The organism is Brevibacterium sp. 1718, from assembly GCF_051131255.1.
GTDB lineage: Bacteria > Actinomycetota > Actinomycetes > Actinomycetales > Brevibacteriaceae > Brevibacterium > Brevibacterium sediminis.
This window is the reverse complement of record NZ_CP186550.1, coordinates 754,590-775,180: the sequence shown is the minus strand read 5'-3', so window position 1 is coordinate 775,180 and position 20,591 is coordinate 754,590. Positions and strand designations below refer to the sequence as shown.

Sequence of the window (20,591 nt, the reverse complement as noted above, 5' to 3'; positions counted from 1 at the left end):
CTCACGCGGCCGAGGATTGGTCGCCTTGTTCCCAACCCTGGGTGATTGGGAAGCTGGGTTCTGCTCCTGTAGAATTTTTACTCCCCTCTGAAATGCCCCGAACTCACAGTTGAGGTCCCCTCATGCAATTTCCCCGTCTGAATCCGCACCTTACTTTCGAGACGATGAGCCGATGACCGAAGAGTGGTCATCGTCGGCCGATAGTTCCCGCTCCCCTTTCGGACTGCCACACCCGAGCAGTGAACTCAGCGACTCCGACCTCTGTGCCTGCATCCGTGATCACCGGCCCGAATCTGCAGCTGCACGGGCCGCCTACGGTGAGCTCTATGCCCGACATCGGCTCCCTGCATTGCATGTCGCACTGCGCCTCAGCCGAAATCGTGCGCAAGCGGAAGATGCCGTCGCCGAGGCTTTCGCCAAGATCTGGCGCGCGTGGGGGCGAGGAAAAGGGCCGGATGAGTCCTTCAAGGCGTATCTCATGGCCGCTGTTCGCTCCGAATCGTACCGGCGCACGGCGATGGTTCGTGCGACGACGATCGTCGAACCCGATGTGCTGACGTTTCTTGCCGACAGCGAACCGAGCGATCTCGCCGCCGAGGTGGCAGAGCGAGATCAGCTGGGCCGCGCCTTCAAAACTCTCCCCGACGCCTGGCAGAGCGCGCTCACACTCATCGATATTGAAGGGATATCGACCGCTGATGCGGCCGCGATGCTGGGGCTGTCGTCGAATTCCATCAGTTCGCTCCTGCGTCGCGCACGAGAGGGGCTGCGGGCCGCCTATCTGCAGGAACACGTCGAACCCAGCGCCCCCGAATGCGCGAAGTACTCCTCTGCGCTTGCGCGGTTCGTGCGGCAACAGCTGGGCCCGAAACGCGCTGAAGCGATCAAGGCTCATCTCAGTCACTGCAGTCATTGCCGCCGTCAGTCCTTTGAGCTCCGCAGCATCAATGCGAAGTTCCAGGTATGGATCACGCCGGCAGCTCTCGCTGCCGCGCTCATCGAATGGGGCCATTTCCCGGAAGAAGCTATGCTGCTGACGGGCGCGGGGACGGCGAGCGTCGGGCCGAGTGAGCAGTCGGGTTCGGTCGTCGCCGAGCCGCACTCAAGTGCGGCAGCCGCAGTATCAAAGAGCAGCACGAGCACTGCGGCAGCGGGCAGCTCTGGAGGCAGCACTGCCGGAATTGCGGCCGGAGCGTCGGTGGTCAAAATTGTAATCGCAGGCATCGCTGCCAGCGCCGCCATTGCCGCCGGTGCCGCCACACTTGTGAATCTTCAGCGCGATCCTGCCCCACAGTCTGCTGCTGCGGAAGAGACCTCTTCGGCGCCATTTGATCCACCAAAAACAACGCCTTCCTCACCGTCTCCACCGCGCACGGCTGAGCCGGACGGTGGCGATGAGAGTGCTGAGGGCTCGGACGGGCACGAGCAAAACGCCACTGAGCGCTCCGCTTCACGCGAGGAAGAGCGGTCGCGGGACTCCCGGAAGAACGCTCAGGCGCCGCACCCGGAGAAGGAGGCGTCGACCCCTTCTTCGTCCGACCGGCAGCAGCCGAGGAACGATCCCGCTGAGGTTCCGCCTGTGGAACCGGATGAGCCCTCATCCGAAGCGGCCCCGGAGACCGCCGCACCCACACCGGCCGAGGAGCCGACGGACTCGAGCGAGCCCAGCCTCGAGCCGAGTAGTACTCCTTCGGCTCCACCAGAACCGAGTTCCGATTCCTCATCGGAATCGTCGGAAGACACTGACGATGCGGCTGCGAACAGCGACACGGGGACCTCGACCGCGTCCAGCGAACCGGATGCGGGGGTCAACTCAGCCTCAGACGCAGACGCTTCTGGCGTCTCAGATGCCGATGGAGAGGACCCTAACGAAGGCCCCCACTGTCATGTCGTCGGCTGGTGGGAGTTCTGCCACTGATCCACCGCCGAAGGCTGAGAGATCGGACTGCTCGTGGTGGATCGATCGCTCCAGCACTGCTGGCAACTGGCCGGCGAGTAGGCCGCCTCTCCGCGGACGATTGCCACGCAGTCAGCTCTGCTGACCGCGGTGGACGTGGGCCACAGCCTCGGCACGGCTGCGCACGCCGAGCTTGCGGTAGAGCGCGGACAGGCGGTTCTTCAGCGTTCCCGACACCACTCCGAATTCGCGGGCGATCTGCGCGATCGACTTCGATGAGTCGATCGCGAACAGCAGCGACTGTTCGGCCGGGGTGAGATCGGTCTGGAAATCCGGGGACACCGGAGAAGTCTCTGGCAGTTCGAGCAGACGCTTCTGCAACACGGCCGCCGTGAGCTCTGCAGAATTGAACGACCGCGCCACGGCCTCCCACTCGGAACAATCGGCCGAAACGGGAATGAGCGCCTCTCGAGCAGACTTCGACAACTGAGTGACGGCAAGCACCGATGCGGTGATCGCGCAGTAGTCGAGCATGTCGACGAAGGCCTCCAGCGCCTCAGCAGAACGGCCCTCGTGGTGGAGCATGTCGGCGCGCAGAGCCATGGCTGAGTTCTTGAGCCTGGGCCCCTCATCGCCGGCCAACAACTGCCCTGTGGCGGTCCACAGCGGATCATGCTGCCCGAAGACGAAGGCCTGACGCGCTTTGACGACCGAGTACCCCGGACTCGGTGGACTCATCCGCTCGGCCAAGCCCTGCAGGGCCTTCCCCTCGCCCGCAGCGGCCAGCACGAAGCTGACGATGTTGACGATGGCCGAGAACCGTGCGCTAAGTACGCCTGTCGTCGGCAGAAGCTGAACCTGCAGACTCTCCACCAGCAGCTTCGCCGCGGCCGAAGCTCGCCCTTCATACACAAAGCACAGACTTCTCAGCACGTGCGGAATGGGCCCCAGGAATTGGGTGGGCTTCGCCTGGTCAAGTGCGATGATGATCAGTCGGGCTGCATCGAGATCGAGCCGGTCCAGGCTGCGCATCAATTCGATGCACAGGGCTGTGTATTCGTCCGGCAGCGCGGCCATTCCGAATCTGCGAGCGTCCTCACGTGCCCGTTCCAGGTTGCGGTCCATGTCAGATCCGTGCCCGTGCCCCATTCCAGCCAGGGCGGCCTCGACGAGCCCCGCGAGCAGCGGGTGCGGCGAGTTCGGGGCATAGATCTCGGCGAAGTGGACGACCCGCTGGAGCACGCACATCGCTTCAGGGAAGCGACCAGCCACGATCAGATTCCGCCCGTGCTCGAGGTTGAGCTCAGCCTGCAACATCAGCGTGGGCCCGGGCTCACCCGCGCCGAGGTGGCGCAGACGTTCCCGTCCCACCTCGATGACGTTCAATGCGGCTTCGTTCTCCCGGTTGAGCCGGTGCATCCTCGCTTCGAGCATGGTCACCACGGACATCTCATCGGCGGTGAGTCGACGTTCGGACTCGGCCGCCAGGAGTCCGCGCATCTCCGGCAGCACGATGCTGGAGAAGTCGGTGGCTGAGAGCAGTGTCGGCATATCGTCGGTGCCCAGTCGCGTACGGGTCGAGTCGATGCGACGGGCGGCACTGCGAGCCAGGATGAGGATCGGATTTTGAGCCAGCACATCCTCTGGGACCCTGAGGTAGGCCTCGACGGCGCTGGGCGCATCGATGAAGACATTGACCGAACGGCGTGCCCATGTGCGTTCAAGCACGTGCCAATCACGTAGCTCGAGGACGAGATCGACGACCTCGGTCAGACCTTCGCGTCTGCCCGAACGCTGTCGGCCGATGGAATCGGAGATCGCAGCTCCGAGAGCCTCACGCGGGCTTCTGGCGGCGGAGTCGGAATCGCACGTGACTATTCGACGCATGAGCATTCGAATCATGGGCGGGACCGTGAACACCTCATCGCCGTCGGTCGGGACTGTCAGGAGTCCCTCATCGAGGAGGAGCGAAGTGAGTCCTTCAGGCGAGGAGCCCGCCGATGCTGCCAACTCTGCGGCGGCGAAGGCAGAGTGGACCAGATCGACCATGGCCGAGGTGATCCGCGGGGCCCACGCGAAGAGGGTCAGCAGGTAGAGCGCTCCGGATTCGCGCTTGGCGCCCTCGATCTTCGGCGTCAACGCTGGTGAAAGCATTGCATCGATGCGGTCGGGGTCATTATCGGTCAGCGGTATGCCGGCTTTGACACGTGCTCGTACGAGCGCGTCGGCTATGCGGGGGCGGCCACCGCTGCAGCTGAAGAGCTGTTCGAGAGCGGTCGGCGACAGCTCATCGCTGTGGCCGACCGCCTCGGCGAATTTTTCGATGGACGATGCGCGAGGACCGAACCGGGAATCGAATCCGGAGTCCTTGAGGGGAGTCGCCTCGTCATTGCTTTTGGGGTCTACAGGGGAGGTACTGGTCACGGCACGGTTCTTCTCTGCTAGTGCGGCGGTTGCCGACGGACAGTGGGGAAATGCCACAAGGAGGGGAAATGCGGCGTTGGGCAGTTGCCAGAGTACCGCATGGCCTTAGTACCGCTGGTGAACCGAGAGCATTTCACGGCTTGCCTGCGGCAAATCTCATCGTTTGCACAGCAGGCCCGTCACACCCACCGATACTCGTATTCCGGCCGCCCGGGCGTTCCGTGCCGGGGCTGCTTGATCGCCTGCTTCGTCGAGACGAGATGTTCGAGGTACCGGCGGACGGTGACGCGGGACAGGTCGAGGCCCTGCCCCACCTCGGTGGCCGAGACCGGGACTGCGGAATCGCGGACGAACGCGGACACTGCGTCCAAGGTCTCGGCGATGAGGCCCTTCGGCAGGGTCGTCGACGAGACCGACCGCAGCGCTGAGAGCGCATTGTCCACCGACGCCTGAGTCGCCAACGACCCCGAGCCCGTGAGCCCGCGCCTGAACTCGCGCTGGTTCTCCAACTTCTCCTTGAACGCCGCGAAGGTGAACGGCTTGATGAGGTACTGGGTGATGCCCGACGAGATCGCCGAACGGATGACCTGCAGGTGCCGCACCGCGGTGATCGCGATGATGTCGACGTCCTGACCGCGGGAGTTCAGCCGCCCGGCGACCTCGAGGCCGTGCGAATCCGTGAGGTTCATATCGAGCAGAACGATATCGACGGGGCTGCCTGCAGCAGCGAGTTCGTCGAAGCGTTCGATCGCCTCATGTCCGCCCAGGCAGGTTCCGGCCACCTCAAATCCCGGCACGCGGTCCACGAAGTCCGCGTGCGCCTGTGCCGTCATCGGATCGTCTTCGACGATGAGCACCCGCAGCGCGGCATCATCGCTCACGTGAGTGCCCAAGCCGTGAAGTGATGCCGTCTTAGGGGACTTGACATCGAAGACATCGACTTCGATCCCACCAACCCCTCCGCCACCGAGTCCTCTGCTGACACCACCACACCGGACCAGCACGCGACGGAGCCCGAAGGCACCGGCCCCCGACGACCAGTCCAGCCTGCCCGGCGTATTGTGGGTCATCCAGCGATCTCGCCCCTCACTTTCGACGAAATCTCCATCGCACACGATGTTCCTCAGTTCGAAGTTGCAGACCCTCCTCCGGGCACTTCAGTCGATGAGAGGTACCCGTTGCGCTTCGCGTGTTCGATCATTTCGGCACGACTGCGCACACCGAACTTCTTATACAGCGCAGACAGTCGATTCTTCAACGTCCCGGCGACGACCCCGAACTCGCGGGCGATCTGCGGGACCGGCTTCTGGGAATCGATGGCGAAAAGCAGCGAAAGCTCTGCAGAAGACAGTTCGACATCACGGTCGACGGACACGCGCAGAGTTTCCGGAAGATCCAGAAGTCGTTGCTGTAGATCCGCGCCCGAACTGTCCGCCTCATCGAATGTCTCAGCCAGATCAGACCAGGCCGAGTGTGAGGCCGTGACCGCGATGAGCGCCGACCTCGAAGACTTCGACATCTGCGCAATCGGCATCAATGTCGACCCGATGATGCAGTAGTCGAGAACGTGGCCGAAACTGTCCACGGCCGCACTTTCCTGACTTTCGTGATGCAGGAAAGCGGCACGAAGTGCCGCAGCACAGCCCTTGAGCCGGGGGCCATCGACGCTGTTGAGGACACGAGCAGTGTGCGACCACAGCTGCTCGCGCTGTCCGAAGACGAAACTCTGGCGCGCTTTGACCAATGAATACGAGGGGTCAGTCGGAGTCATCTGAACCACCAGATCCTGGATCGGCTTCGTCTCTCCCGCAGCCAGGAACACAAAGCTCGCGATATTCACGATCCCGGAGAATCTGGAATTCGACGAACTCGTCATCGGCGAATCCCGAGTGTCGACATTGTCGATGAGCTCTTTGGCTGCGATCGAGGCTCGGCCACGGTAGACACGATAGAGACTCTCGGCGATCGTGGGCAGCGATCCGAGCCCTTTCGCAGTCCCCAGCTTCTTCAGTTTCTCAAGAGCTGTGCCAGCCGCAAGCAGGTCGAGTCGGTCCAGGCTCCTCATCGCATCGAGGCATTGCCATTTATGTTCACCTGGCACGGTCTCCATGCCGAACATCTGCGCCTTGTCCCGAGTAAGGGTGAGATTCCAGCCCATCTCTTTGCCGTGACCGTGGCCGAGATTGGCCAACGCGGTCTCCAAATAGCCAGCGAGCATCGGGTGCCATGAGTTCGGCGCATAGGTTTCGGAGAACTGAATCACTCTCTGAAGGACCCGCAACGCCTCAGCGAAACGACCTGCTGAGACCAAATTCTTGCCATGCTCAAGATAGAGCCCAGCTTGCATCATGGCTGTCGGGCCGGACCCCTCGTCATGGCGCCGGCGCAGCAATTCACGTCCCGAATCGATCGTCTGCAGCGCCGTCCCGTAGTCACCGTTCGAACGGTGAAGGCGTGCCTCTGCAGCGGTGAGCGCAGCGATCTCATCCACACTTAGTTCTGTCTCATGACCTGATGACAGGATGCCGTGGAGGCTCGGTACGACAATGCTGTCGAAATCTGTCACCGGCACCAAGCGCGTGCGGTCCTCGGTTCCGAAACGACTACGCGTCGAATCGATCCTTCGTGCGGCGCTCCTGGCCAATGCGAGAATCGGCCTTTCACTGATGACGGAGGCGGGAACTGAGAGAAAAGCGTCGACCGCGTTGACCACGTCGTCGAAGACATTGATGGACCGTCGCGTCCACATCTGCTCGAGGAGTTCCCAGCCTTCGATTTCGACGACGAGGTCGAGGATCTCGTCGTATCCCGGCACATCGCTCGCCTTCGCCCTCGCATAACTGTTGTCGATGGCCATGCTGAATGCTTCGTGAGGACTTCTGTGGAACTCGGCTGTCCAGGGGCCGGTGATTCGACGCATCAATGAGCGAATGAGACCCGGAACGGTCAGCGTTCCGTCTTCTCTGGATTCGACGACCAGCAGACCCTCGGCGACAAGCTCGGAAACCAACTCCGTGGACGTTGCGGGAACAGTCGTCTTGGACTCGGCCAGATCATAGGCTTCGTGAACGAGACCGATCGTCGGCGCAGTGATCTTCGGAAGCCACGAAAAGAGGGCCAGCAGAAACACAGATTGCGCCTTTGCTCCTCCGACCGAGAGGCGAGGAGTCAGCGAGGGCAGGAGCAGTGCGTCGATCTGGGGCTGGTCGATGTCAGATACCCGGAATCCAGCACGATGTGCGGATTCGATGAGAGACTGCGCAATGTCGATTCGGCCGGCGCTGCAGCGAAAGAGGTTTTCGATTCCGGCAGCGTCGAGATCATCTCGGAGGGTAAGCGCTTCCGCGAAGGAACGTTGGTCTGAGATCACGGGGCCGAAATAAGCGTCGAAAGCGCTCTCTCGGCGAGGAGGGGATGATTCTTCGCTGTTGTCTCGGCTGGGCTCTCTGATTGGCAATGCTGGAATCTTCTCTGTGCTGTCGGCGGGGAGCCGTGGCAGTGGGGCCTGCCAAGGTGAGGGGAAATGTGCGTTGCTACATAAACATGTATAGCACAGCGAGCTTACCGGTCTGTCGAGATGATATCTCGGCAGACCGTTCCTCACCGTATGTCGGTCCTGCTCCGGGAAGCTGCCGGCGCCGCTAGGCGACCGGCGAACTGCTGTCAGCTCAGTTGGGCCCAATTGCGTCGATCAGCGACTGGGGCCACGGTTGTCCGTTTTTCGACAGCCTATCGGCGTCTTAGTTCACCCCCTCTGCCCCTTCGGTCTCCGACGGGGCGGACGTCGATGTCGCGTCACTCGATTGGTCGGACTCCGATGGATTGGGGCTGTCTGGTTCGTCGGACTCCGATGGAGCGGGGTCGCCCGGTTCATCCGGTTCTGACGGTGAAGGCGTATCCGGTTCGTCAGGCTCCGATGGAGCGGGATCGCTCGGTTGGTCAGGTTCCGACGGTGGCGGGTCACTCGGCACGTCCGGTTTTGACGGCGAGGGCGCATCGGGTTCGTCGGGCTCCGACGGTGTGGGCGAGTCAGGCTTCGTCGGGTCCGGATTGCCGGGCCCACCCGGCTTCTTGCCGCTCGAGGACTTTCCAGCGGTGCGATCATCACCGTGCGAGGCAGGTGGCTCTGTTCCATCCCGGCCCACAACTTCTGAAGCCTCGGAATCGTGTGGATCATTCACGCTGGATGACGATGAGCCGCGTCCGTCGGAGGATGAGTTCCCGGACGATGCGCTGCGCTCCCCGGTACGGCCAGCCCGGCTTCCCAGTTCTTTCCCGGTGGAAGCGGACGATGACCCGACATCCGTACGATACCCCGAGGTCTCGCTGGATATCGGCGAGATCGAGAGTCCGACCAGTGAACCAAGAAGTCCGACACACGCCGCCGCCACTGGAATGAGGACGGGCTTCGGGAGGTGGAAGGCTGAGTCGTCTTTCTCGACCTCTGAGTCTTCCACGACAGCCTGCATCGCCCCCGTGGATGGATCTGAATCTTCTACAGACTGCGCCGCCTCCGTTGATGCGGCTGAGGCAGTCTCCCCTTCCGCCTCCAGTGACGGCACAAGGGCAGTTTCCTCTTCGGCCTCTATCGACGGCTCTATGTCTTGCGCAACCTGCGCCGCCTCCGTGGAACGCGCGAGGGCAGTTTCCCCACCCGACTCCGTGGGCGGTAAGGCACTTTCCCATTCCGCCGCCGACGCCGACTCGGAGTTGGTTTCCATCGCGGCCAAGGAGGCCGATGATGTCGGGGCTGTGTGTGATCGATTATTGAGCGTGTCAGCGAATCGCTCGATCAATGTTGGCGACGTCAGCAGAGCAGGAATCAGCGCAGAGCACAGATCCGTCGCGTTCAGGGCCCGCCCGCCCTGCTCCTGCCGCCACCGCCGCTGCAGCTCCTGACGAGCACGCGACGCCAGACGGGCCGCAGTGTGCGCGGTGACATTCAGTCGCTGCGCCACAGATGCCGCCTCGAGGCCCTCGACTTCCCGCAGCCACAGAATTCGCTGCCAGTTGTCGGGAAGACTCGAAAACACGTGTGCCACATTGCTGTGTCGAGCCCAGGCTTCAGAGACGATCCTCGTCTCCTCCGTCATGTCGTGATGGGCTGCTTGCTCGTCAACAGCACGCTCGATGAGTGTCTCAAGTTCTTCTGACGTCTCAGGCGGGGAGTCGAGAACCTGTTTGAGGACCGCTAACAGCGCAGCGTCGTGGACCGCGCGGGGGCCCGCCTTCCCGTTCATGGAATCGTCGATATGGCGGCGATAGATTTCGGAGAAGGCACCGACAGTTCCGGAGCCGATGAGCTTGAGGATCTCATCATTCGTGAAATCGGCAAGATTCTCGTCAGGCTGATGTTCGTTCACGTCTATCCGGTCCTCATCGGTCTCGACAGAAGTAGGTGGAAGGAGCCGCGCTGCCCAGCAACGCCAGAGCCTCCGCTTGGCAGCGTGCTCTTATCCCGGCAGTTTATCGCATGTTTGCAAGCTCCTTTGCACATGCATGACCTTTTCCTGCCGCCACAATGACTATTTCGTGAATATTCTCTGGTTCCTTAAAGGCGATGAGTTGAGCAACGGGAGAAAGTTACTGAATACCGATCGGAAGTAGTGGCGGCCAATGGCGATCAATTCAAGAGCGAATCGCATAAATTGAATGGAGACCCTCCCGGACGCGCGCTCAACACGCCCAGGAGGGGACACGTGACTGCACTGAGGATGCCGCCACGCAAGCGCCGATGTACTCATGAGATTTACCGACAAAGACAGAATAACTTGCCTCAATGAATCATTCAAAGGTCATCTCATAAAACAAGACAAATTGGGTTGGGGTTGTTAATGACTCTTGCATGACTGCTTCATGACCCTAAGATCGGAGCGTGTTCGGTCCTCAGTTGATGGACTCTTGGTTCCACTCGGAGTCGGGTACCCCGTTGACTCCTTCGTGGCCCTTCGGCAGATCGAACCTCTGCGCAGTGAGATCTCTGGGCAGCAAGGTGAAGCCTTGCCAATGCATCTCCATGGGCGACTGCTCCTCGTCCCTAGGCACATGGTGGAATCCGACCGCAACCCATGACACGACATCATCGAGCGTCTGGTCCTTTCCGTCTTCGACGAACTCCGGCACTCCCCTTCCGCAGTCGCCCCTATTCTTCGTTGCATAGAGTTCACAGTCGTTGTGATTCGTGAATCCTACGTCGTAGCCGATGTCATCACCGTGCGTATGGGAATGCTCAGCGTCGTCGACGAACTCGAAGGAGTCAGTTTTGCCGACATCGATCTGATAGGAGATGGGATGGCCATCATCGTTGAGGAGATTTGGGTTGAGGACTCGCCACCACCGGCGATTTTGCCAACGGGCCGTCGTGGGATGATCGAGGTCCGTCAGCTTACCCGTAAGCTTGGGGGACTCCGCGCCTTTCTCGCCTGTCTCATCGGCGTCGAACTGCTGTGCGCTCATGCCTCCAGTACCACCGAGGCCCCACCGTATTCTCCAGACGGCGTTATGTGAGTGGCTGGCCGCGTGCTCGTGGTCACCGACATCCCACCCATGCTCTTCATCCGTGTAATCGACCGGAGACAGGTCTCCCGTTGCTCCGAGCTGAACGTTGATGGAGCCGTCGGCACCGAATGTGTATTGCGAGACGTATTCGTACCAGCCGACTCGAGAGACTGTCGACAGCTGCCATCCGTTCTTGCGGGCGTTTGCTGGAGCCACAAGATCGCTGGAGTGGTAGGCAAGTCCTTCATCAACGACTTCGGAGCACAGAACCTTCCTCGTCTCCGATTTGCCGTATGAACCGTCGCCGATCTTCGGGATGCTTGCCGCCTGAATGTCTCCCCTGCATGCGTCGTCAGTGAGTGTCTTCATTTTTCGTCCGCCGAATCCGGACTCAGTGATATCAGAGGTGAGTCGCTCTCCGGTGTCATAGGGAACCTCAAGCTGAGAAGTCGACATTGTGTCGATCACCCGGATCGGGTCTTCACCTGGCGGAGTGATGTAAATGTCTGAGAGTGTCAGTCCGAAGTCCGGATGAACGCCCCAGCACATCGTCCATGTGGCCCCGCTGGACAGCGACTTTGAGACCTTCTGCTTGGGACTCTTGCAGGAGACGTCGGCAACGGCCTGCTCATTATCGCCCTGCCGTCCAGAGTGCGAACTGTCGCCCTGGGTGCAGGCAGTCACGATGATCAAGAGAGACAAAGCTCCGGCAGCGATCTGAGTCAGTCGTCTTTTCACTTCGGTATCGATCCCCAGAAGAAGCCGCCCCACACGGGCGGGAAGTCGAAAATAGTGGATGGGTGTGGTGATCATGTGAGCGCATGATCACCACACCCGATCTCATCTCATCTCGAAGATGAGGGTCACACGTGAGTCTTGTTTCTGAACGTGTACCGTGCGGCAGCACCGACAGCGATAAGCGCGGCGGCAGCCAGGAAGATCGGCACGATCTCGCCACCGGTTCGTGGCAGATCGCTGCTTACACCTTCGTCGCCAGCTCCTGCGTTCACGTCGCCGCTGCCAGCGTTCGACGAAGCGTTCGCATCGTCACCACCAGCATTGGACGAAGCATTCGCATCGTCACCACCAGCGTTCGACGAAGCATTCGCATCGTCACCACCAGCATTGGACGAAGCATTCGCATCGTCACCACCAGCGTTCGACGAAGCATTCGCATCGTCACCACCAGCGTTCGACGAAGCATTCGCATCGTCACCACCAGCGTTCGACGAGGCATTTGCGTCGTCGTCGGACCCAGCGGAAGTCACCTCGATGGTCGCCGCGGCTTCGGCGCCATTGTCATCGGTGCCAACTACGGCGAAGTCTCCGCCGGCGGTCTCGGCGGGAACGGGCAGCTTCGTGTCCTCTGGCACTGCGCCCTCTTCATCGGTCGTTACAGTGATAGCCTTGCCGAGGTCATCGGAAGAGTCGTCGGGCTTCGCCGACGGCAGTGCCAGACGAATGCTGACCTCGGTTTCAGGCAGCCAGCCGCTGCTCGTCAACGTGGTCTCGTCACCGGCCGGAACCGGAGACGACGCCTCGATCGAGGGAGCATAGACCTCGAAAGTACCTTTGGCTGTCGTCTCATTCGACGCTGTGCCAGTCACCGTGAGATCTCCGGCCTTGGTGTCTTCCGGCACCTGAATCTTCGTGCCATCGGGCAGAGCACCCTCCCCATCCGCAGTTGCGATCACAGGGCTTCCGACGACATCTCCATCAGCGTTTGCAAGCGTGAGTTCGACCGAGGTGTTGGCCTTCCAGCCCGCGCTCTTCAGCGACGCCTCTCCACCAGCTGGAACCGGCGATGAAACGTCGATCGAGGGTTCTGCAACTGTTACAGATGCTTCGACCTCAGCTTCATTGTCATCACTCGCACGCACCGTGAAATCGCCTGGTTCGGCATCTTCGGGAATCGTGAGGACCGGATCGTCAGGTACGTTTCCGTTGCCGTCAGTGGTCACATTCACGGCGTCACCAGCGTCTTTTCCGTCGGCGTCGACAAGCTGCAGCTTGATCTCGCTCGAAGGAAGCCAACCGGTGCTCTTCACTGCCGCGTCCTGGCCGGGAACCACCGGGGACGTCGTCTCGATCGTCGGGGCGTAGACGGACACTGTCGCCTTCGCGGAATTGTCGTCAGGATCGGTCGCCGTCAGTGTGTAATCACCAGCAGCTGCGTCGTCGGGAATCGGAAGAGTCGTTCCCTCCGGCACATTGCCTTCCCCGTCGGCTGTGACCGTGACATTGTCACCCACAGACTTCCCATCGGGGTCTGTCAGTTCGAACGTCACATCGGCATCCGCGGACCATCCCCGCGAAGTCACGTCGATGTCAGTGCCTGCCGGGGCCGGAGTGGTGACCGATACGATCGGGGTTCCTGCCTCGGCGACGGTGAGAGGCGAATCGATGCTCGCTCCGTTGTCATCACTGCCGACGACGGTGAAGTCACCCGGCTCGGTGCCGTCGGGAACGGTCACGCAGGTGTCGTCGGGCAGATCGCCGTTCTTGTCAGCAGTGGCCGTGACCGGGTCACCGACAGGCTTGCCCTCTGCATCGTTCAGCTGGACCGTGATCTCGGAATCAGGAGCCCATCCGCCCGACTTGATTACAGCGCAATCGCCCGGGTAAACAGGGCCCGCAACCGTCAGATCGGGTGCGTAGACCGTCACATCGCCCTCCCCGGTGTTGCCGTCCGGGTCAGTACCGACGATGGTGAAGTCACCGGGAGTGACATCGGCGGGAATCGGAAGAACCGTTCCCTTCGGAAAGTTTCCGTCTCCATCGGTCGTCACCGTGATGGGGTCGCCGACCGGCTCGCCGTCGGGACCGTTGAGCTCGACAGTGACATCCGTATCCGGTGCCCAACCTGTGGAGTCCAGCGTCGTCTCTCCACCTGCAGGTGCAGGCGACGAGGTGTCGATCGACGGTCCGTCAGCGGATTCATCGCATGAGTCGGTGCGAACGCCCGCGTTGCCGATGCCCAGACGTGCCGTGCCATCGCCGACGCCGAGGCTCAGTGCAGAGACTTCCACACCATTGACCGTAGTCGAACCGTCGGCCGCGGTGCATTCCGTCGTCTCTTGATGGTTGATCTGCAGCGAGACGAGGTTATCGGCTATCAGCTTGAGGAATGGGTCAAGTGCCGCACGGATAGGCACTGTCATCATGTCCGTCTTGATAGTGGTGAACGCTTTGTACAACAGTCCCGAAGGATCGGACAGCTCGTCGTAGACCGGGCCCATCACCGTATCCATGGACTTCATGACGGTGTTGATCGTCCCGCAGGTGACTGTTCCGGTGGCGCCCGCCGCGTCGCAGGAGTCGTTGCTGACCTTGCCCGTCAGGTCCATATCCCATCCGGCTTTCGTGCCGTCCGGGGCCGTGATGTCCACGTTCACAGTCGCGCTGCGCAGCGACTCGATGGCCGTGTCGACTGCGACATCAATGACTTTCTCGATGACATCGTGGACGCTGCTGGCGATGAACGGGTAGGTCTCATCATCGATCAGCTCAGTGTTCGGATCCTGGTTGTTCATCCCAACCGGCCGATCGATCACCCCGTCGTCGTTGCCGCCGATCCGTCCGACGTCGACTTCGATCGACCCTTCCCCGAGGTCGATCGTCGCGAGACCGTCATCAGTGGTGATCGGCTCGAGCAGAATCGCATCAAGAACGTCGTCTTTGATGCTGCTCTCGACACTGGCGTCCACAGTCATGCCCGGAAGGAGGTCGGTCAGCCCGAGTGCTTCATTGAGCGCATCATTGACTTCGCCCTCCATCTCGCCGGCAGCGTCCGAGACGCCGTCGCCGGCATCGTCGATCGCCGGAGAGTGCAGCTGCAGCTTGGCATCGCCGACTCTGTACTGCCCGTACTTCCCGACAGAATCGGGATCTTGGAATTCGCCGTCGATCGCCTCGACCCAGGCGCCGCCGAGACCGAGATTCAGATCTGCCTGGTCGATCAGGCCATCGGTGACATCGGATGACCCGCTCGCCGCCACGATGGAGAGCAGGTCGACCTGCGCAGTTCCGAAATCGCTGTCTTTGCCATCAAGGCTGAGCCCGCCATCGGCACCGACGATGCCGGAGACGGCCTTGCCGTTCTTGGCATCAGACGCCGTCGATTCGCTCTCAATGGCTCCGGCCTGGCCGAAGTCGATGAAGTCGTCGACTGGGATCTGGTACCCCGCACCGAAATCGATGACTTCGTCCCCGCCGAGCGCACCGTTGAATGCCTCACGGTTAGGACCGGGATCCGATTTCGATCCGGCTTTCGACTGTGCCGCCGCAACCAGATCCTTCGAATCGAGGCTCATCCCTGCGACGCTCGCCTCGGCTTCTGTAGGATCATCCGGATAGTTGTCGAGCCCCAGCGCCGAGGCGCTGGTCGTGCCGACCATCGCTCCGACAACGCCGAGAGCCAGTCCTGAAAGTGCCCATCGTGGAATTCTTCTTCGCCGACTCCTCTTCGCAGAATCGAAACGGCGTGAATGGACGTGTTGAGACACGTTTAACCTCCAAATTTACGCATTTGAAAGGCTCCGCTCCCTCAGATGTCGGATTTTGATCCAACGAACGTGACCCACAATCCATTCTGTCGAAACATCCAGTTAGTGTCTAGAGTTTTTCAATCCCGGATGAAGCTTACGCACAGGGCCATCGCACTTCGGCACGGCCGCGCCCTCTCGCCCAAACTGCTTCAGATCCCCTAGAACACAGTGAATAGTCGCCTATGAAGACGCTCCACGGGCTTCCACTGAAGACCCCGAATCTCATGGATCTGCCGCAAAATTTCCTGAGCATTGTCCGCATAGCGATACGTGATCGAATTTGCCAAGGCAGAAGTTATCGCACAAGCCATGTTGAGTAATATAACCTCGCGAAAGATTTACCCATAGAAGTCCACAAGAGTTTCCAAATAATCACGCTAGTTTGCCGCGTACTCAGAAATCAAGTGGTACCGGACTGTGCCAGAATTTCGGCTCTTTCGAGCAAGTCGGCTTCTCTGGTCGAAGGTACCGGCCGCGGCGCGGTCGAACGCCACCACCCGCGCAGGCAAACACTGAGGGCGGCGAAGCTGCGGTCACGGATGAAGATCGCGTCGACAGCGATCATCGTCAGCGAAAACCACGGGAGCCCCATCAGCAATGCGATCCCCAGGTGAAACGACAGAATGCCCAGAAGGCCTGCGGTCCTCGTCCATCGATTGAAGAGCATGAATGGGAACGCGCACTGGAACAGCACCGAGGCCCAGGAGATCACCACCACCATCGGACCCCACGCCGTGACGAGATCCGAGAGCACCGGCCATGTCCCGAACTGCTGGGTCTGCAGCGGGTTGTAGACAGCGAAACCGTGCTGCCAGGCAGCACCACCGGCCTTGTACAGACCGCCGGACATGTAGATCGCACACACCTGAAAGGCGAGCACTACGATGGCGAGATTGTTGGCTGTGATCAACACCCACCGCCACTGACTTCCGACAGGCGTGCCACGTGAATCGGAATCGGTGCCGACTCCATCAATTGCCGCATGATCCACGACGTGGGCCCGGCGAGATCGGCGAGTCCGGCGACGCGCGTCTAACGACCACCGGCGAGTGGTGTCGGCGAAGAGCAGGGCGATCATGAACATCCGGTAGGCGTTGTCGCCCTGATCACCGGCGCCGTCGTTGAGTTCGATGAAACTGACCCACAGGACCAGATAGAACGGCAGAACAATCCGCGTGTGCCAGCCCAGAGTGATGACGATGGCGAGGACCGCCAGACCGATCATCATTGCCGTGAACAGCGGAGGAACAGTCACTACCTGATGGAACAGGGAGAACAGCCAGATATTCGGGAAGTCGCTCTTCGGATCCGCGATCTCCCCGCTCCAGGCGTTTCCGACGCCGAAGGCGTAATGACGGGCATTGAAATTCGTGAGGATGAGGCCGAGACCGGTCAACCCGATGAGGATCCGCGTCACGGCCAAGCCATAGGTCGCGTGGTAGCGTCCGGTGAGCAGAGCCTCGAGCCGATCCCAACCTCGTGCGATTGCCGTGCACACCTGGGCCGACAGCGGCACAAACTCCGTGTTCGTCGGACCGATCGGCGCCGAGGTGGTGCTTGCGTCTTCCGGATCCGTCGAATCGATCTTCGCCGAATCGGTCTTCACCGAGGCTGCATCCGCTTCGTCCGTTCTGATCTCAGTTTTCATCGGCGCACCTCACGACGTCGGAGGCACAGAAGTACTTGGCGAACTCCTCATCAGACTGAGCGTCCTCGACCACTGAGGCTCGCCACCCGACCGGCACCGGTTGAAGCTTCGGGCGCGTGGCACTTTCGTCATTGCGCTCGGCGAACGGGACGACATTCTGCCGGGCAACCTGATACTGCACTCGCTCCACGTCGTCACCCCACACGGCTCTCGCGACCTGAGTCGCATACGCCGTGGCCATATGCTCGCTGTCGAGGTAGCCACCGACCGCACCGTCGGGATCCTCATATTCGCGGAGTTTCGTCGACAGACGTTCCACGGAGTCGCCGCCCCTGAAGTAGTCAAGCTTCACTATCGCTTTCTGATCCGCCGGCAACTCGTCCCAAGATCCTTTCAGGTCCGAGGCCAGGCCGATGCCCAACCCCGCTGATCGCGGCGGGAAGGGTCTGTAGGTCGAATGGTCCAGCTCGACATCGGTTGCCCGCACCCACTCGGTGATTTCTTCCCCGCGGCTGGTCTTGACCACCGCACGCACATCGAAGTAGTAGTCCCCGTTGATCGGTTCCGGCGCAAACACACTCCACGACTGACCCCACAGCGGAATCATGTACTTGGAGAGCAGTTCCCCCGGAACCGCCTCGCGCAGGGCGGACGATGGTGCGATCCACAGCAGAGTCGCGAACAGGTGGAATCCCGTAATCGCCATCGCGACGATCACTAGTGTTCGCTTGATCGTCGGACGAGGTCGGGGCACGACCTCAGTCGCATTATCTTCCATCACGAATCCGGATTCTGCTCGGGCATTTCGTCTGTCTTCCCCGGCGCGTCCGGGGGTCTCACGCACGAGGCCAGGCGGCGGGTGCGAAGTGACGACTTCGACCCCACCACCTGACCGGTGCGATCAGCGGCTCAATCTATTTCAGAGGCCGCTGCGGTTGCGGTGACGGCGAGCCGCGTAGACCGCTGCCGCGCCACCGGCGATCAACAGCGCCGCGAGTCCGGCCATGGCCATAGTGCCTTCGGCACCTGTCCTCGGCAGGTCTCCGCCGTCGCTGCTGCCCGAAGCGTCCGCATCTGCGCCGGCTTCGACGTCAGCCGAAGCGCTTGCAGCGGCAGAGGCGTTCTCATCGGACGAGGTGTCTGATTCGTCGCCGTCAGCCGACGCGCTGGTCTCTGCACCATCTGCGTTGTCATCGGACGATGCGGAAGCGTCTGCCTCGTCGGTCGAGTCTGCCTCAGCCGAATCGTCGGCATTGGCCGCGGCCTCAACCGAAGCCTCGTTGGACGAATCGGCAGTCGATGCCACCGATGCTGCTGCAGCCGGATCGGCATCGGCGGCAGCCGAGGAATCAGCGTTCGTCGAATCCGAGTTGTCCGCGTTTGCAGCGGCGTTCGATGCCTGCTGCGACGAGGCGTTCGGATCAGAGGTCGAATCAGCTGAGGTGTTCGATGACGCATCCTCGGTGGCAGCCGATTCGGCAGCCGCTTCCGCGCTCGCGTCGGCCTCCGCCGATGCTGAGTCGTTGGCATCGTCATCGGCGGCTGCCTCTGACGCTGCCTGTGCGGCAGGGTTCGAATCGTCGTCGGCGTCAGCGGAAGCCGAGGCCGAAGCCGCAGCGTTCACGTTGACGTTCGAGTCGGCATCATCAGCAGCCGAGGCGTCCGGGTCAGCAGCTGCGTCGGGATCAGATGAAGAATCGGCATCGGCCGAATCGTCCTGATCGGCGGCAGCGCTGTCGTCCGCGTCTGCATCGTCGTCGCCTGGGGCATCGTCAGCGGTCGCACGGACCGAGGACGAAGCGAGGTTGACATCGATCGCATCGGATTCGGGAAGCAGTTCCAGGCTCACAGCGTTGACGGTGAACCCGGGGCCGTTGTTGCCATCGACTCGGCTCGACTCCAACGAGGACTGAGCAGAGGCTCCTTCGCTCGAGGGGTTGGGCGACTGCTCATTGATCGTGAGGTCGACAACCTCGTTAAGACCGCTGAGGACAGGTTCGAGTCCGTCCAGGACAGGGTCGACGATGCCGGTGACAGCATCGGTTGCCTCTTCGGTCGTCGAGTCGAGGACTCCCCCGATGATCGGCTTCGTGACTCCGAGGACCGCCTGGACCACCGGTCCGGTGATGGCGTTGACCACAGTGCCGACAGGAACGCCGGCCAGCGAGAGGTCGGTGTCGACGACAGGCTCGGAATCGTCCGTGCCAGCCAGCTGACCCAGCGTGGCATCCACGGTGACCTTGCCGTCAGCCGCAGGGATACCCGCAGCTGTGATGTTCGCGGGCAACGCGATGTTGAGATGCACATCGTTGAGTGCATCGGTCAGAGTCTCATTGACCCGACCCGACAGTGCACCGAGGGCGTCTGCGACGGCGTCGGTGATCTTCGAGATCGTATCGCTGGTCAGCACCTGAGTGTTCGGATCCAGACCGTTGAGGTCCTCACCGTCGGCACCCTTCACGACCTTGGCGAGGTCGATCTTGATGTCGCCGTTGGCCAAGTCGATCGAGACGATGCCCGATTCGTCCTCGAGCTTCTTGTTGACGACGTTCTCGACGACGCTGTTGAGCGCATCGCCGGTGTCGACGGAGACCTTCGTGTCTTCTCCGCCGATCTTGACAGAGGCGAGCCCCGCATCGACGTCGAGTCCGAGTCCGGACAGCTCGTCCACGAGTCCCTCTTCGCCGATCGCGTCGTCGAGGGAACCGCCGACTCCGTCGACGGCTTTGGTGAGTTCATCGGAAAGGCCGCCCACAGCAGGGCTGGAGACGGTGAGCGTTCCGTCGGCGACGACATACTCGGAGTCGGTGGTCTTGCCATCGCTCTCGGCGGTCGACCCGACCGCACCCAGTTCGAGGCTGAGCTCGTCGACGATCTGGTCAGTGACACCGTCGAGGTTCAGCTGCCCCAGGAGCGATGTCAGATCGACTTTGGCATTGCCGAAATCGCCGTTGTTGACGTCATCGAGGTTGAGTGCACCGTCCTCGCCCACGGCTCCGGCACTGGCCTTGGCCGCGTTGCCGGAAGCAGCGCGTCCGTAGGAGTTGAGCGCACCGGCCTCGCCGAGTTCGAGAAGACCGTCGCCACCCTCACTGCTGATGAGCGGGAGGTCGATTCCCGGAAGTTCGAGCCCGAGGGACTGCAGCACTTCCAGGTTCAGCGGTGTGCTGTCTTCCGCTTCACTGGAAGGAGAACTGCTGTAGGCCGAGAGCGCATCGACGGCATCTTCGGACAGCAGGTCCGCATCGATCAGCTGCCCGAGAGCCTCTGAATCCTCCTTCGGGTTCTTTTCATCGGCTGCACCTGGTGACGTCGTCAACAGGGTCAGCCCCACTGCGGTCGTGGCAGCCACCGCGCCCACAGCGATCTTGCGGCCGGTCGAGGGTCGACCTCCGAGCATCTTCATAGTCCTCCATATCGGTTCATCGTTCCTGATCAATCGCAGACAGCAGCCTGGACGGAAACATGCAGTTTCCTGGCAGATCGCACACAACGATACGGAATCATCTATGAGTAATCATTCCGTCATTCACAACGTTATCGTTCCGTTATATTGCAAAATCGTCATACTCACGAT

10 protein-coding genes are annotated in these 20,591 nt (G+C 61.3%); 1 reads left to right on the top strand and 9 read right to left on the bottom strand.

The window, feature by feature from the left end:
• Window positions 1-172 precede the first annotated feature (172 nt).
• Window positions 173-1,918, top strand: a complete 1,746-nt coding sequence (locus ACOZ9V_RS03280) for a sigma-70 family RNA polymerase sigma factor (protein WP_181271947.1) — start codon at window positions 173-175, stop codon at window positions 1,916-1,918.
• 111 nt (window positions 1,919-2,029) lie between these two features.
• Here the strand turns inward: ACOZ9V_RS03280 and ACOZ9V_RS03275 are convergent, their stop codons facing one another.
• The 9 genes from ACOZ9V_RS03275 to ACOZ9V_RS03235 form a co-directional block, all read right to left on the bottom strand.
• On the bottom strand, window positions 2,030-4,321 hold the full coding sequence (locus ACOZ9V_RS03275) for a helix-turn-helix transcriptional regulator (RefSeq protein ID WP_219922446.1): 2,292 nt from the start codon (window positions 4,319-4,321) through the stop codon (window positions 2,030-2,032).
• Between the two features lie 179 nt (window positions 4,322-4,500).
• The gene (locus tag ACOZ9V_RS03270; RefSeq protein WP_268236681.1) at window positions 4,501-5,202 is read right to left on the bottom strand and encodes a response regulator; all 702 of its coding nucleotides are present in this window, start codon (window positions 5,200-5,202) and stop codon (window positions 4,501-4,503) included.
• A gap of 242 nt (window positions 5,203-5,444) precedes the next feature.
• Window positions 5,445-7,691: a helix-turn-helix transcriptional regulator gene (locus tag ACOZ9V_RS03265; RefSeq protein WP_434593588.1), complete on the bottom strand. Its 2,247-nt coding sequence runs from the start codon at window positions 7,689-7,691 to the stop codon at window positions 5,445-5,447.
• A gap of 370 nt (window positions 7,692-8,061) precedes the next feature.
• On the bottom strand, window positions 8,062-9,684 hold the full coding sequence (locus ACOZ9V_RS03260) for a sigma factor-like helix-turn-helix DNA-binding protein (RefSeq protein WP_434593585.1): 1,623 nt from the start codon (window positions 9,682-9,684) through the stop codon (window positions 8,062-8,064).
• 523 nt (window positions 9,685-10,207) lie between these two features.
• Window positions 10,208-11,632 (bottom strand): copper amine oxidase, encoded by a 1,425-nt coding sequence (locus tag ACOZ9V_RS03255; protein WP_181271943.1) that lies wholly within the window; start codon window positions 11,630-11,632, stop codon window positions 10,208-10,210.
• 50 nt (window positions 11,633-11,682) lie between these two features.
• Window positions 11,683-15,216 (bottom strand): choice-of-anchor G family protein, encoded by a 3,534-nt coding sequence (locus ACOZ9V_RS03250; protein WP_434593582.1) that lies wholly within the window; start codon window positions 15,214-15,216, stop codon window positions 11,683-11,685.
• A gap of 550 nt (window positions 15,217-15,766) precedes the next feature.
• Window positions 15,767-17,014: an HTTM domain-containing protein gene (locus ACOZ9V_RS03245; protein ID WP_434593579.1), complete on the bottom strand. Its 1,248-nt coding sequence runs from the start codon at window positions 17,012-17,014 to the stop codon at window positions 15,767-15,769.
• Window positions 17,004-17,720 carry a DUF5819 family protein gene (locus ACOZ9V_RS03240; protein ID WP_434593576.1) on the bottom strand — a complete coding sequence of 239 codons (717 nt, stop codon included), beginning with the start codon at window positions 17,718-17,720 and terminating at the stop codon, window positions 17,004-17,006. Before ACOZ9V_RS03240 ends, ACOZ9V_RS03245 begins: the two co-directional genes overlap by 11 nt.
• A 213-nt stretch (window positions 17,721-17,933) precedes the next feature.
• Complete coding sequence (locus ACOZ9V_RS03235; protein ID WP_434593573.1) at window positions 17,934-20,420, bottom strand: choice-of-anchor G family protein; 2,487 nt, start codon at window positions 20,418-20,420, stop codon at window positions 17,934-17,936.
• Between the last annotated feature and the right edge of the window lie 171 nt (window positions 20,421-20,591).